Here is a 13,574-nt window from a genome sequence, read left to right as displayed (position 1 = left end):
ATGTGGTGGACCCGCCTGAAGGCTCTCATGACAAAGGAACTGCTCGCCGTGATGCGCGATCCCAAGGGACGCTTCGTGCTGATCGTGCCGCCCCTCATGCAGCTTCTCATCTTCTCTTATGCGGCGACGCTCGAAGTGCGCAATGTCGATGTCATGGTGCTGAACCGCGACAGCGGCCATTGGGGACAGGAACTGATCCAGCGCATCCAGGGCTCCCCGACTTTCCGGCATATCGAGACCGCCGCCAACCAGGCCGACATCCGCGAGGCGATCGACGGCCAGTCCGTCATTGCCGCAATCGAGATCGGCCCGGATTTCTCCCGCAACATCGAGGCCGGYATMYCMKCYGATCTGCAGATCATCCTCGACGGSCGCCGCTCCAACGCCTCGCAGATCGTCTCCGGCTATCTCACGCAGATCGGCATGACGCTTTCAGCCGAAACGCCGGCGGGTCGGCGCGCCATGGCCAGAACTGTCGCGACCGTGCCGCGCAACTGGTTCAATGCCAACCTCACCTATCAATGGTTCATGGTGCCGAACCTGATCGCCAGCATCGCCCTCTTGATCGGCCTCATCGTCACCGCCCTTTCGATTGCCCGCGAAAGGGAACTCGGCACTTTCGACCAGCTCATGGTTTCGCCGCTGCGCGTCCATGAAATCCTGATCGGCAAGCTCGTTCCGCCTGTCATGATCGGCCTCTTCCACATGACACTCTATGTGCTGGCGGCGATCTTCATCTTCGGCGTGCCGTTGCGCGGTTCCCTCCTGCTGCTCTACGGCAGCTCGATCTTCTATCTGGGTTCGGTGGCAGGCCTCGGCCTCTTCATCTCGGCCCTGTCGATGACACAGCAGCAGGCCATCCTCGGCGCCTTCCTGTTCATGGTGCCGGCCATGCTGCTCTCGGGTTTCGCAACCCCGATCGAGAACATGCCGGAGTGGCTGCAGCCGGTGACTATTATCAATCCGCTGCGCTATTTCCTGGTCATCGTCAAAGGCGTTTTCCTGAAGGATATCCCTGCAGAAGAAGTGTTGAACCAGACGATCCCGCTGGCATTGATCGCCTGCGCAACGCTTGGTGCCGCCGCCTGGTTGTTCCGCCGCAGGCTCGAATAGGCCTCACGCACTGTGACCTCAGTTGCCAAAGMGTGACTCCTGAAACCAGGAACATCGAAACGGCAGGCTCGTTTCCTCAGCGCAAACCAAAACAATTCCCAGCAGATCTACGACGCGGTTTCGCGTCCGGAATTGTTTGAAAAGCAATGAGATAGAGCATTTCCGTATCTCCTCGAACAGCGGAATTCCTCTGGAACTAAGGAGAAGCAAAATGTACAAGATCATTCTTGTGTCCGGCGCGCTTGCGCTCTCGTCGCTCGCCACCAATGCGATGGCAGACGGGGCTGTAACGGGTGCAGCCGGTGGCGCAATCACCGGCGCAATTGTCGGCGGTCCCGTGGGTGCAGCAATTGGCGGCGTGGCAGGCGGTGTCGCCRGCGCTGTCGTCGATCCGCCGCCGCGCGAAGTCGTCACCTACGTCCAGGAACAGCCGGCTCCGCCGTCTACCGTCGTCGTGGAGCAGCCGATCGTCGTCGGCAAGCCGCTTCCTGCCGAAGTCCAGGTGATGCCGGTGCCGGATAATCCGCGCTATGCCTATACGGTCATCAACAATCGCCATGTGATCGTCGAGCCCCGGACCCACCGCGTGGTCCAGGTCATCGAATAAGCGATCAGATCATCGAATGAAAAGATGCGGCCCCGCCTCGACTGGCGGGGCTTTTTTGTCAGGTGCGGTTCCGCAGCGCTTCTGCCTGCGCATAGAACTTCTTTTCCCATTCCTTGTGATTATCCAGCCCTTCGCGAATGAACGGCGTGAAAACCGCAAGATTGAGCAGAAGCCAGTTGACGATCCGTGCCGGGAATTTCAGCGGCTTCACGAAATCGATGAACAGAACGACGCGCGTCTTGTCCGTGTGGTTCCAGGCCTCGTGCTCATAGGCATCGTCGAAGATCAGCGCCTTGCCTTCCTGCCAGTGGCAGATCTGGTCCTGGACGCGGATGGCAAGCTTGTCGGTGGCATCAGGCACGATCATGCCGAGATGCAGGCGCAATACGCCATTATACGGGCCGCGATGCGCCGGCAGGTGTTTGCCGGGCTCGAAGATCGAGAACATCGCCGTCTTCAACCCCGGGATCTTCTGCACGGCCTTCCAGGTTTCCGGGCAGGCCCGGATATTCTGCTCCGACTTCAGGCCGAAGCCGGAAAGGAAAAAGGTCTTCCACGTGTTATCCTTGGAGATGGTCTGCACGTCGGTGGCGATTTCCTGAAAGCTCGGGAGCTCGCTCTGGCGCACGAGCACGCGATCAAGCTCGGCGCGGATCTGCGGCCAGGCCTTCTCGACCTCCTTCGCCCACGGGAAAACATTGATGTCATAGACCGGCGGATTGCCGAGCTTTGCATATTTGAAGTTCAGGCGCTCGGCCCAGGCGACGATGCCCATGAAGAAGCGCGTCACGGCACTGGGGCGATCCATGGGGGCGATCCCGGCAGTGACGAAGCCCTGCTCGGCGAAGGTGGATCCTGATTTTTCGGGAAGGGGTGTATTGGCGATACCGTCAGTCATAGGCTTTCCATTGCTGACTAAAGCAACTCCAGCAAAAGTGCACAGCGGTTTTGCGTCCGGAATTGCCTCAAGACGAAAAATAGAGCGCTTCCGTATTTCGAAGAAAAACGGAAATGTTCGGGGAAATTGCATGGCCTTCCGCGCAGGAGCCGACACGACATCAGCGCGTTTGCCATTTCCTAAATATGGATAATCCCGACCGCGCCTCAAGTATCGCTCTAGCGGTCAAATGCCGCAGGGAACCGCCGCGCGAAACACGGCGGTTCCCGTTTCCCAAAGACATATCCGGGAGAAATATCAGACTTTAAGCTCGCGGCGTTCGCGCTCGCTGACCATGGCAAGGTCGAGCACCTTCTGCAGGTTTGCCGCATGGCGGAAGTTCGGATCGAGCTGCACGCCACTCGCCACCGCTTCGGCAAAACGCTGATAGTTGGTGGCAACCGGCGCTACCTCGATCGGCTTCCAGTTTGCAGTTTCCACGTCCTCACCAAGGCAGCCATACAGTTCAGAACCGCTTGGACGGTGGATKACTTCGAGGCTGCCCTTCTCGCCGTAGATGCGCAGCCTCAGCTCATTCAGGTGTCCGGTTGCCCAGCGGCTCGCGTGGATGACGCCGAGCGCGCCATTGGCGAAATCGACCGACATGGTGAAGCTGTCATTGGCGTCCAGCATATACTCGCCGATCTGGCCGCCCGGCGCCTTGTTGAAGGTCTTGAGCCGTGCAAAGACGTGGTCGATGTCGGTTGCAGCGCCATAGGCTGCGAAGTCGAGGATATGGATGCCGACATCGCCGAGCACGCCGTTCGAACCGTGACCGGTGGATAGGCGCCACAGCCAGGTGGATTCCGTGCGCCAGTCGCCCCAGGCACGCGAAACGAGCCAGCTCTGAAGATAGGAGGCCTCCACATGCTTGATCGTGCCGAGCTCGCCCGAGAGCACCATCTCGCGGGCGCGCTGCAGGGGAGCGACGTTGCGATAGGTGAGGTTCACCATGTTGATGACGCCGGCCTTTTCAGCCGCTTCCGTCATCTCCAGCGCCCTTGGATAATTTTCCGCCAGCGGTTTCTCACAAAGCACATGCTTGCCGGCCGCGATCAGCGCCATGGTGGTCGGGTGGTGAATCCGGTCGGGCGTAATATTTGTCGCCGCATCGAATTCGCCCCAGGCGATCGCCTCCTCCAGCGTCAGAAACCGCTTCTCGATATTGAACTTATCGGCAAAGGCGGCCAGACGTTCGGAATCCGTGTCGACGGCGCCGACCACGGTCACGCCGTCCATATTMATGAAGTGGGCGAGCTGGTTTTTCGCCATCACGCCCGTACCAAGAACGAGTAGTCGCATGGATGCTCCTCAGCGGTAACCGGCTTCGCCGGCCTGGTGCAGTCTCGGGCCGCGCTCGACGATCGGCTCCAGTGCTTTTTCTACCGGCACATTTGGAGCATCGGTGATGCTCTTCAATGCACCCTCGGCGTTATAGGCCCACTTGACGCCGTTRATCAGCACCTTCTGCACGTTGGCATCGTGGTAGGTCGGGTAGGTTTCATGGCCGGGGCGGAAATAGAAGATGTTGCCGGCACCGCGGCGCCAGGTCAGGCCGGAGCGGAAGACTTCGCCACCCTGGAACCAGGAGATGAACACCGTTTCCAGCGGCTCCGGTACCGAGAACTGCTCGCCGTACATCTCTTCGTTCTCCAGCTCGAAATGCTCGCCGATGCCGGCAGCGATCGGATGGCGCTGATTGATCGTCCACAGCCGCTCGCGTTCGCCCGCCTCGCGCCATTTCAGCGCGCAGGGCGTGCCCATCAGACGCTTGAAGATCTTCGAGAAATGGCCGGAATGCAGCACAAGCAGGCCCATGCCTTCCCACACCCGCTTGGCGACACGCTCGACAACTTCGTCGGAGACGGCGCCATGATCCTTATGGCCCCACCAGGTCAGGACATCGGTCTCGGCAAGCCGGGCCTCCGTCAACCCATGTTCGGGCTCCTGCAGGGTCGCGGTCGTCGCGGAAATCGCCGGATCGCTGTTCAGCGCCTTGGCAATGGTCGTGTGCATGCCCTCGGGATAGATGCCCCGGACGATCTCGTTGGTTGTCTCATGGATGTTCTCTCCCCAGACGACGGTGCGAATGGCCATGGCGGTGCTCCTCTAGAACCTTTGGATTTTGGGCAATCAGGAAGGCGGGATTCAAAGCGCTTTGGAGAAATGAACAGCCAAAGCGGTTTCTCCTCCGCATCAGAGGAAGACATAGACCTTTGTCGGCATTTTGACAAAGAGGATTTTTCCAGGCTTCGCGACCCGGAAAAACCCCCTTTCAGATCAATGGGAAATGGACTTGGAGAACAGGTTGACGACGACCACGCCCGAGATGATCAGGCCGAGGCCGATGATGGCAGGCGTATCCAGCCGCTGCTTGAAAAAGATAAGCCCGACGGTGGAAATCAGCACGATTCCCAAAGCGCTCCAAATCGCATAGGCGATGCCGACGGGAATATGCTTCAGTGTCAGCGACAGGCAGTAGAAGGCGGCCCCATAGCAGACGACCACAAGCGCCGTCGGCCCGAGGCGGGTGAACTGCTGGGAAAGCTGAAGTGCTGTCGTGCCGATAACTTCAAGCACGATGGCTGCAACGAGCAGCCCATAGACAGCAGCCGGGTTCATGGCGGTATTCCTTCGTAATCTACTTGTGGGTCAGCTCGATGAGGCGGGCGATCAGGTCTCGCCTCAGAGCATCGCTGATATCATGGCTTTCCAACGTATCTGCGAACCACAGACCGTCGGCGGCAAAACGGACGATCAGGGTGTCGAGCGCGGAGTCGGTGCCGATATATTCCTCGGCCCTCGCCGCCACCCATTGGCGCCATCGCAGGCGCAACCGGGGTTCGGCAAGCAGCGCGATCGTCACCTGCGTCCAGCTTCGGGAATCATCGGGACGATCCTTCAGCCCGGACACCGCCTGCAGATAGGCGCGCGAGAAACGTCCCTGCGGCAGCGGGTCGCCGCGCATCAACTCGTCTATATCGGCGTCGAACTTCTCCAGCAGGCTTTCGAACAGGGCATCCAGCAGCGCGTTCTTCGTCGGAAAGTGATGCAGCAGCCCGCCCTTGCTGACACCTGACGCGGCCGAGACCGCATCGAGCGTCACAGCGCTCATGCCACTCTCACCAGCAAGGCGCGCGGCGACCTCCAGCAATTGCTGGCGTACGAGCACGGGTTGTTTCTTGCGATGATGGGCGTTTGACATGGATTGATAAAGATACCGTCCGGACGGTTTTGTCAAGAAGAATCGGCTGCAGACCCTGCCTCGCAAAGGATTATGCGCGAAGTGACGCGGTGTTTTGATGACAGTTGCGATCCTTTTTGATCGGGTGCATCTAAGTATCGGACCGAAAAGCCTGAAACGGTTTTTGGTGAGCCGATGCTGGTATAAAACCCGGAGCGGCGCAGGGGATGCGTGCCACTCTTGGGGCGGGTATTAAAGGGATGGTTTCTTGTCGGAACAGGTGACGACTTTATATGAGGCGATCGGAGGCGATCCGGTGGTCCGGGCTCTGACCCATCGCTTCTACGAGCTGATGGATACGCTGCCGGAGGCGAAACACGTGCGCGCCGTGCATCCGCCAAGCCTCGAAGGCAGCGAAGAAAAATTCTACGAATATATGACCGGTTATCTCGGCGGCCCGCCGCTCTATACCGACAAGCGCGGCCATCCCCGTCTGCGCAGCCGCCATTTCGTCGCCGAGATCGGCCCTGTCGAACGCGACGAATGGCTGCTTTGCTTCCGCCAGGCTATGGACGAAACCATTCCCAGCCAGGCGCTGCGCGACCTCATCTGGACGCCGGTCGAACGGCTCGCCCATCACATGCAGAACAAGGAACAATCATGAGCCTGAACGCGCGTCTGGAGCCGGTGCTCTTCCTCTTCGCCGGCCTGTTCGGCCTTGCAGGCGTGGCTCTTGCCGCCCTTGCCGCCCATGGCGGCGGCGATGCGCATCTGGCCGCCTCGGCCTCCACCATGTGCCTTGCCCACGCCCCTGCCCTTCTGGCACTGGCGCTCGGTGCAGGCAAAATCAAAACCGCCTGGCTCGCCGGTTTGCTGATGATTGCGGGGACACTGCTGTTTGCGGGCGATCTCGTCACCCTCCGCTTCACCGGCTCCGGTCTGTTCCCATACGCAGCCCCGACCGGCGGCTGGGCGATGATGCTAGGCTGGCTGGCGGTTTCGGCGAGTGCGTTCTGGCGGGTTCGGGACTAGCCCCCTTCTCCCAACAGGGGAGAAGGTGCCCGGAGGGCGGATGAGGGGGCCACGGGTGCCATCCTCGCATCACGCCACAATCACTGTTCTCGCGACGATGCGATGAAAAAACTTGTCGAGCTTGTCTGACACTATCTCCCGTCGGTATCCGGAGCCCCCTCATCCGACCCTTCGGGCCACCTTCTCCCCCGTGGGGGAGAAGGGGAAGTCGGCGAACGCCTTTCCGTATCGAAACCTAACCAACCGTCTTCGGTATCCGTCCAAATCGCAAGAGATTGCCATGCGGATCATGGATATAGAATTCCTCCATATTCCACGCCCGCACTTCCATATCCGTCAGGCGTGGAACGCCCTTCGCATGATATTCCTCATGCAGCGCTGCAATGCGCCCGCCGCGCAGATAGACGGAGGTCTTTTCCGGCAGAGAGCGATCATCGGTTAGCCAGAAATGCAGCTCCATCTCATCGCGCCGGAGGATCAGATAGTCCGGCGCCTGATACACGATTTTGGCAAAGCCGAGCTGATCGCGATAAAAGGATAGCGTCTCCCCAATATCGAGTGACGGCAGAACTGGCAGAACCTCGATGCGATCGGGATCGCCGCTCATATGCCATCCACGACGTTGAAGCCCTCAAACACCGGCGGGCCCTTGTACATCTCCCTGCGCTCGCCAGCATTGCGATGCGCAGCACGGAAATTCTCCGACTTCGTCCAGTTCAGAAAATCCTCTTCGCTGCGCCAGAGCGTGTGGGAAGAAAATAGCGTATAGCCCTCCTCCGCATTGGCCTTGCCGCGCAGCAGGCGGAATTCGACGAAACCCGGAACCTCGGAGAGGCTCGAGTCGCGGTTGCGCCAGACAGCCTCGAAATCACCCTCGGCGCCGGCTGCAACCTTGAAACGGTTCATCGCGATATACATCAAAAACTCCCTACGCCTTTTTCTTGTCCGCCCGCTCAGCATAAAGCGGAAAGGCGACGATATTATTGCCCTTGGCAGCATCCGCGCCAATGGGTTTTGCGGCCTCTTCACCGGGCATGCGCGCTTCCCAGGCGGGAAACAGCACCACGTTCGGATAGCTGCGCTGACGCGCGGCATTCTCAAGGAAAATCTCGTAGAGCTCCGGCACCAGGCCATCGCCGCCGTGAGCGGCAAGCTTATGCAGGCCGATCATCGTAAACCCGTCAGGGCGTTCTTCAGTCATCGCGAATTGTCTCGTTCGTTCATCGTCTGCAGCGCACGCTCCAGGCTGGACTTGCTGCCGTTGCGCAATGGGATGAAGGCCTTGCTGAACTTCTTGCAGCCGGTCTTCACACGCAGGCAGGCATCGTGGCTGATACAGTCGATGGGGCAGAACACGCAGTCGACCGAGGGAAGCAATGTATCGATGCGCGAAACGGCTTCGCGAAGGCCGCCGTCATGATGGATGAGCTCGGCGCCGAAATTGCTGGCGATCTGGCGAAGATGCGCCACCTGGCAATCACGACCGCCGACATAGAGGAAACTGCGGCCATCCAGCTTGGAGCGTCCGGAGGAAGACTCCTTCGTCTCCTGATCGGCTTGAACACGGATCTCCCGGTTCGCCCCCTTCTTCGCCTTTCGAGCCATTTACCACCCGTTCGCTCGTTGATCGTCACACGATTCCTGCGTGTGCGAACGGCACCTTATTAAACTTGATTTTTAGAGTAAAGTATAAAGTTGATTATTTTTATCATATTATCTCGAGACCTCGACGTTCTGGGTAAATGACCAGGTCGATTTACCCCACTCCGACGGAAGCGGAGGAAAAGGTGCAGCTCGGCGCACGCCATCGAGAACAACCTTGTCCAACTCTGCAATACCCGAACTGCGGGAAACGGAGAGCGCGTCTACCCTGCCGGTACCGTTGATGGTCAAGCGGACGCTGACAGTTACTCCCTTCATTTTCTTATATTCTTCAGGCACGCGAACCGCACGACGAATACGCTTTTGGATCTTGCCGGGGTAGTTGGCTACGGCCGCACTTCCCATGCCGTCACCTCTACCTGCGGTGGTTGATGTACCATCGGTTTGTGGTGCATCCTGCCCCGTGCTGACGCCTTTCGTCGAGTCTTGGCGACTCGAACCTTCGGCCTCTACAGGTTCGGCGTCCATTGGCTGCGCTTGCTCGGATTGTGTTTCCGTAGGCTGGAGTTCGGCAGTTTGCCTAGTGGATTGAATCGTATCCGGCTCAACTTCTTCCGCGGCAATTTCATCAGGCTTGATTTCCAGATCAGGATCACCCGCCGATGTTTGGTCAAGATCGGAATCGCCGTACACAACGACGCTAACGGCCTCACCAGCATCTTCAATCGCCTCAAACGACGGCTCTGGAGCGAATATCGTAAGAGCAATCACCAGACCGGCATGAAAAAAGAACGAGCAAATACACGTCAGCGCCACCCGCCGCCGCACCGGCGACTTCTCGTCTTCCTGCTTTTCCACTGCCGCATCCATCGGCGGCGGGGTGACGGAAGAGGCCGATGCTGCTTCCGGATGATCGGGGAAAGAGGAGATCTGCGCGAAACGCGCATAATGGATCACCTGCTCGCCGGCCGGCTGGCGCTGCGCATTGCGCAGGTCGGATAGTTCGTGGCCGGGATGCATGCCGGGATTATTGTCATTCAGGCTATCGTCAGCGCTCGCCTCCTCGATGAGCACGCGTCTCGATCTGGACTTCGCTGAAATTGCCATTTTGCGCCTCGGACAGCCTGAATATGCGTGCCGGGTTTCCTCCCGGCCCGGTTTTGGCTTTCGACCTTGTCTTAGCCTTCGAAAGGAACCGAAATCTGCGAACGGGTCACGAGACCCTTCATGCATTCACCGGCAGCCGGTCCGTCGCAGACAGGCGTGTCGTTGATGAGGACGCGCGTGACCGTCTCGCACTTGACACCAGGCATATCGAACTGGCGCACGCGCTTCTTGCCCTGCGGCAGATCGCGGAAATCGAGCACGGTGATCCGGTCGACGGCATTCTTGTCGTTGAAGAAGGCGAGTTCGAAGGAGACCTTGTTGATCGGCGTCGCCAGATTGTTTTCGGCAACGAAGGTCATCATGCAACCCTTCTGCGAGGGCGTCAGCGCATTGAGCTCGACATCCAGTTTGGAGGCGGCAGCGGCATCCTGTGCATAGGCCTGCGCCCCCGAAATCGAAAACAGCACACCAGTCGCAAACGCAGCAAACCGACCCGTCATTATCGCCTCTCCACAGAGCAAATCGACCGCCGTCAAACGGCTCCAAAACAGCAGCATCAAAAACTTGACTGCTTTTGTCTTCAATTATTGCGTCTTTAAAAAACTATGAGTATGAGAGTCAAGATAAATGTCACCGGACCCGGGGTCTTGACCCCCGCAATCACGGAATAAGCCGACCGAAATGATGGTTGAAAAGCCAGATACCTTTAAGCTCGCACAGCTGCGCAACGAACCGGCAGTGGCCGAAATCCGTGTTCTCGAAAGCGGCGATCTTTTTGCCGGCACCAACGAGATCATGATTCGGCACGATGGCGTGATCTACCGCCTGAAGATCACCCGTCAGGGCAAACTCATTCTCAACAAGTRGCCTCAATAAGCAGGGTAGAACATGACCGAGCAGATCAGACCGGCACCATCCGAAATCCGCGCATTCCGCGCTGAAAATCCGAAGATGCGCGAGCGCGACATTGCCGCGCAGCTCAAGATTTCCGAGGCGGCCCTCGTTGCCGCCGAAGTCGGCATCAGTGCTATCAGTATCGATGCCAGCGCCGCAAAGCTCCTGGAGCGTGTCGCCGATCTCGGCGAAGTCATGGCGCTGTCGCGCAACGAAAGCGCCGTGCACGAGAAGATCGGCGTCTACGAAAACATCAAGGTCGGCGAGCACAACGCCATCGTGCTCGGCGAAAACATCGATCTGCGCGTCTTCCCGAGCCGCTGGGTCCACGCCTTTGCCGTCACCAAGAAGGATGGCGACGCCGAGCGCCTCAGCCTTCAGTATTTCGACAAGACCGGCAACGCCGTCCACAAGATCCATCTGCGCCCGGCATCAAACGTCGAAGCCTACCATCGCATCGTCGCCGAGTTGAAGCTCGATGACCAGGGCCAGGAACTCGTCGAGGCAGAAGCATCTTCCGCTTCTGACGAGGACGGCAATGTCAGCCGCGAAGAGCTGCGTGACAACTGGAGCAAGATGACCGACACGCATGAATTCTTCGGCATGCTGAAGCGCCTGAAGATCGGCCGCCAGGCCGCCGTGCGCACCGTCGGCRACGACTATGCCTGGAAGCTCGACAATACGGCGACGGCCGACATGATGCATGCTTCCGTCAAATCAGGCCTGCCGATCATGTGCTTCGTTGCCAATAACGGCATCGTGCAGATCCATGCCGGCCCGATCTTCAACGTCCAGCCGATGGGTCCGTGGATCAACATCCTCGACGAGACCTTCCACCTGCATCTGCGCCAGGACCACATTKCCGAGACCTGGGCCGTGCGCAAGCCGACCAAGGATGGCCATGTCACCTCGCTCGAAGCCTATGACGCCGAAGGCAACATGATCATCCAGTTCTTCGGCAAGCGGAAGGAAGGCTCCGACGAGAGTGGCGAATGGCGTGAGATCATGGAAAACCTGCCGCGGGCAACGAGCGTCGCCGCATAAGGATCGCAACGATGAAGATGCGTAACAACCTGCGCCGGATCCGTCTCTGGGAACTKGCCTTGACGGCGGCCGTCATGGCCCTGCCGCTGATCCCGGCGGCACCCGCTGGCGAGAGCTATGCTTTCGTCCGCGCCGCGCATGCCGAGGACAAGAAGCTCGACACCTCGCGGCTGGTTTCGGTCGGCGGCGACGTCACCRAGGTTATCTACGCGCTCGGCGAGGAAAGCAGGCTGATCGCCCGCGATACGACGAGCACGTATCCGGAAGCCGCCTTGAAGCTGCCCGACGTCGGCTACATGCGCGCGCTTTCGCCGGAAGGCATTCTCGCCATGAACCCGACGGCGATCATCGCCGTCGAGGGCTCAGGCCCGCAGGAAGCGCTGAACGTTCTGAAGAACGCCAGCGTGCCCTTCGAGACCGTTCCGAACGCCTATACGCGCGACGGCATCATCGCCAAGATCGATCGCGTCGGCACGCTCCTGAACGTTCAGGATAAGGCTAAGGCGCTTGAAGAAAAGGTCGGCGCCGATCTCGACGCCGCCGTCACTGATGCCGGAAAGCGCCCCGAGGCGGAGCGCAAGCGCGTTCTTTTCGTCCTCAGCGCCCAGAACGGCCGCATCATGGCTTCGGGCACCGGCACCGCTGCTGACGGCATCATCAAGCTTGCCGGCGCCATCAACGCTGTCGGCGAATTCCCCGGCTACAAGCCGCTCACCGATGAGGCGATCATCAGCGCCAAGCCCGACGTGATCCTGATGATGAACCGCGGCGACGGTGCCGGCACCAAGAACGAGGATCTGCTCGCCCAGCCATCGATCGCGCTGACGCCGGCCGGCGAAAAAAAGGCGATCATCCGCATGGACGGCATGCATCTGCTGGGCTTTGGCCCGCGCACGGCAAGCGCCGTTCGCGAGCTCAACACGGCGATCTACGGGGGCTGACGATGGCCGTTCCGGAAGCCATGATGGAAAACAGGCGATCCTTCCCTGTGACATTCCGCAGAAGCAGGCAGGCGGGCGACAGAACCAACCTCGCCCTGCTGGGTATCACCTTTCTCATCTTGGCTTCCGTCTTCGCCCTGCTCTTTTCCATCACGACAGGGGCATCGGACGCTTCCATTCTCGATGTCATGAGAAATATGACGGGCTCCGAAACGGCACTCAGCGCGCGTGACCGGATCATCATCTTCGATATCCGCCTGCCCCGCGCCATCCTCGGCTTCCTGATCGGCGGATCGCTCGCCGTCTCCGGCGCGGTCATGCAGGGCCTGTTCCGCAACCCGCTGGCCGATCCCGGCCTTGTCGGCGTCTCCTCCGGGGCTGCTCTCGGCGCTGTCGTCATGATCGTGCTCGGCGGTACGATCGCGGCACCGTTTTACCTTGCGCTCGGCATTTACGCCCTTCCGCTAGCAGCCTTCGGCGGCGGCCTCGCCACCACCCTGCTGCTCTACCGGGTCGCCACCAGCAACGGCCAGACCTCTGTCGCCACCATGCTGCTCGCCGGCATCGCGCTCGGGGCCTTGGCCGGCGCGCTGACGGGCGTGCTGATCTACATGGCAAACGACCAGCAGCTGCGCGATCTCACCTTCTGGGGCATGGGCTCGCTTGCCGGCGCCACCTGGGTCAAGATCGCTGCCGCCGGCCCCATCATCCTCCTGTCCTTCATCGCGCTCCCCTTCATGGCACGCGGCCTGAACGCCATCACGCTCGGCGAGGCCGCAGCCTTTCACATGGGCGTACCCGTCCAGCGGCTGAAGAATATCGCCATCGTCACCGTTGCCGCCGCAACCGGTGCTTCGGTTGCCGTCAGCGGCGGCATCGGTTTCGTCGGCATTGTCGTGCCGCATATCCTGCGCATGGTKATCGGCCCCGACCATCGTTTCCTGTTGCCGGCCTCCGCCCTGCTCGGAGGCTCGTTGCTGATTTTCGCGGATGTGCTCGCCCGCACCATCGTCGCACCGGCCGAACTGCCGATCGGTATCATCACGGCAGCCGTCGGCGGCCCGTTTTTCCTCTGGATCCTGTTGCGGCAGCGCTCGCGCCTTGCCCTTTGAG

At 59.9% G+C, this 13,574-nt stretch carries 19 protein-coding genes; 8 read left to right on the top strand and 11 right to left on the bottom strand.

The genetic code is table 11. The annotated features are described in order from the left end of the window. Complete coding sequence (locus tag AC1DNW_RS22855) at window positions 1-1,113, top strand: ABC transporter permease (protein ID WP_477854454.1); 1,113 nt, start codon at window positions 1-3, stop codon at window positions 1,111-1,113. A gap of 211 nt (window positions 1,114-1,324) precedes the next feature. Beyond that, on the top strand, window positions 1,325-1,720 hold the full coding sequence (locus AC1DNW_RS22850; protein WP_477854453.1) for a DUF1236 domain-containing protein: 396 nt from the start codon (window positions 1,325-1,327) through the stop codon (window positions 1,718-1,720). A 58-nt stretch (window positions 1,721-1,778) separates the two neighbouring features. Here the strand turns inward: AC1DNW_RS22850 and olsC are convergent, their stop codons facing one another. The 5 genes from olsC to AC1DNW_RS22825 form a co-directional block, all read right to left on the bottom strand. Beyond that, window positions 1,779-2,618 carry an ornithine lipid ester-linked acyl 2-hydroxylase OlsC gene (olsC, locus tag AC1DNW_RS22845; protein ID WP_113309124.1) on the bottom strand — a complete coding sequence of 280 codons (840 nt, stop codon included), beginning with the start codon at window positions 2,616-2,618 and terminating at the stop codon, window positions 1,779-1,781. Window positions 2,619-2,915: 297 nt separating this feature from the next. Continuing rightward, a complete protein-coding gene (locus AC1DNW_RS22840) occupies window positions 2,916-3,959 on the bottom strand; it encodes a Gfo/Idh/MocA family protein (protein ID WP_477854452.1) in 1,044 nt (347 codons plus the stop codon). A gap of 9 nt (window positions 3,960-3,968) precedes the next feature. Beyond that, window positions 3,969-4,754 carry a ThuA domain-containing protein gene (locus tag AC1DNW_RS22835; protein ID WP_477854451.1) on the bottom strand — a complete coding sequence of 262 codons (786 nt, stop codon included), beginning with the start codon at window positions 4,752-4,754 and terminating at the stop codon, window positions 3,969-3,971. A 183-nt stretch (window positions 4,755-4,937) separates the two neighbouring features. Further along, on the bottom strand, window positions 4,938-5,279 hold the full coding sequence (locus AC1DNW_RS22830; protein WP_113311308.1) for an SMR family transporter: 342 nt from the start codon (window positions 5,277-5,279) through the stop codon (window positions 4,938-4,940). 19 nt (window positions 5,280-5,298) lie between these two features. Beyond that, window positions 5,299-5,862 carry a TetR/AcrR family transcriptional regulator gene (locus tag AC1DNW_RS22825; protein ID WP_113299718.1) on the bottom strand — a complete coding sequence of 188 codons (564 nt, stop codon included), beginning with the start codon at window positions 5,860-5,862 and terminating at the stop codon, window positions 5,299-5,301. A gap of 247 nt (window positions 5,863-6,109) precedes the next feature. Here AC1DNW_RS22825 and AC1DNW_RS22820 point away from each other — a divergent pair, with 247 nt between their 5' ends. After that, a complete protein-coding gene (locus AC1DNW_RS22820; RefSeq protein ID WP_113311307.1) occupies window positions 6,110-6,505 on the top strand; it encodes a group II truncated hemoglobin in 396 nt (131 codons plus the stop codon). Beyond that, window positions 6,502-6,873, top strand: a complete 372-nt coding sequence (locus AC1DNW_RS22815; protein WP_113299720.1) for a DUF423 domain-containing protein — start codon at window positions 6,502-6,504, stop codon at window positions 6,871-6,873. The genes AC1DNW_RS22820 and AC1DNW_RS22815 overlap by 4 nt, the downstream gene beginning before the upstream one ends. A gap of 235 nt (window positions 6,874-7,108) precedes the next feature. Here AC1DNW_RS22815 and AC1DNW_RS22810 read toward each other — a convergent pair whose 3' ends face one another. The 6 genes from AC1DNW_RS22810 to AC1DNW_RS22785 form a co-directional block, all read right to left on the bottom strand. Next, window positions 7,109-7,480: a bleomycin resistance protein gene (locus AC1DNW_RS22810; RefSeq protein ID WP_113311306.1), complete on the bottom strand. Its 372-nt coding sequence runs from the start codon at window positions 7,478-7,480 to the stop codon at window positions 7,109-7,111. Next, the gene (gene hmuQ / locus AC1DNW_RS22805) at window positions 7,477-7,791 is read right to left on the bottom strand and encodes a heme-degrading protein HmuQ (RefSeq protein WP_113311305.1); all 315 of its coding nucleotides are present in this window, start codon (window positions 7,789-7,791) and stop codon (window positions 7,477-7,479) included. The genes AC1DNW_RS22810 and hmuQ overlap by 4 nt, the downstream gene beginning before the upstream one ends. Before the next feature lie 10 nt (window positions 7,792-7,801). After that, window positions 7,802-8,074, bottom strand: a complete 273-nt coding sequence (locus tag AC1DNW_RS22800; protein WP_113299723.1) for a hypothetical protein — start codon at window positions 8,072-8,074, stop codon at window positions 7,802-7,804. Then, window positions 8,071-8,478, bottom strand: a complete 408-nt coding sequence (locus AC1DNW_RS22795; protein WP_113299724.1) for a DUF2325 domain-containing protein — start codon at window positions 8,476-8,478, stop codon at window positions 8,071-8,073. Before AC1DNW_RS22795 ends, AC1DNW_RS22800 begins: the two co-directional genes overlap by 4 nt. Window positions 8,479-8,586: 108 nt before the next feature. Next, complete coding sequence (tolA, locus tag AC1DNW_RS22790) at window positions 8,587-9,582, bottom strand: cell envelope integrity protein TolA (RefSeq protein WP_477854450.1); 996 nt, start codon at window positions 9,580-9,582, stop codon at window positions 8,587-8,589. 71 nt (window positions 9,583-9,653) lie between these two features. Continuing rightward, on the bottom strand, window positions 9,654-10,082 hold the full coding sequence (locus AC1DNW_RS22785) for a hypothetical protein (protein WP_113311303.1): 429 nt from the start codon (window positions 10,080-10,082) through the stop codon (window positions 9,654-9,656). Window positions 10,083-10,263: 181 nt separating this feature from the next. Here AC1DNW_RS22785 and hemP point away from each other — a divergent pair, with 181 nt between their 5' ends. The 4 genes from hemP to AC1DNW_RS22765 are packed head-to-tail and all read left to right on the top strand — an operon-like array spanning window position 10,264 to window position 13,573. Further along, entirely contained in the window at window positions 10,264-10,458 is a 195-nt protein-coding gene (hemP, locus tag AC1DNW_RS22780) for a hemin uptake protein HemP (RefSeq protein WP_477854449.1), read from the top strand. A 12-nt stretch (window positions 10,459-10,470) separates the two neighbouring features. Next, window positions 10,471-11,520: a hemin-degrading factor gene (locus AC1DNW_RS22775; RefSeq protein ID WP_477854448.1), complete on the top strand. Its 1,050-nt coding sequence runs from the start codon at window positions 10,471-10,473 to the stop codon at window positions 11,518-11,520. A gap of 11 nt (window positions 11,521-11,531) precedes the next feature. After that, window positions 11,532-12,461, top strand: a complete 930-nt coding sequence (locus AC1DNW_RS22770) for a heme/hemin ABC transporter substrate-binding protein (RefSeq protein ID WP_477854447.1) — start codon at window positions 11,532-11,534, stop codon at window positions 12,459-12,461. Between the two features lie 2 nt (window positions 12,462-12,463). Continuing rightward, entirely contained in the window at window positions 12,464-13,573 is a 1,110-nt protein-coding gene (locus AC1DNW_RS22765) for an iron ABC transporter permease (protein WP_113311300.1), read from the top strand. Window position 13,574 lies beyond the last annotated feature (1 nt).

It is taken from the genome of Rhizobium sp. 05L429, assembly GCF_056397645.1.
This window is presented reverse-complemented; position numbering and strand designations above follow the sequence as displayed.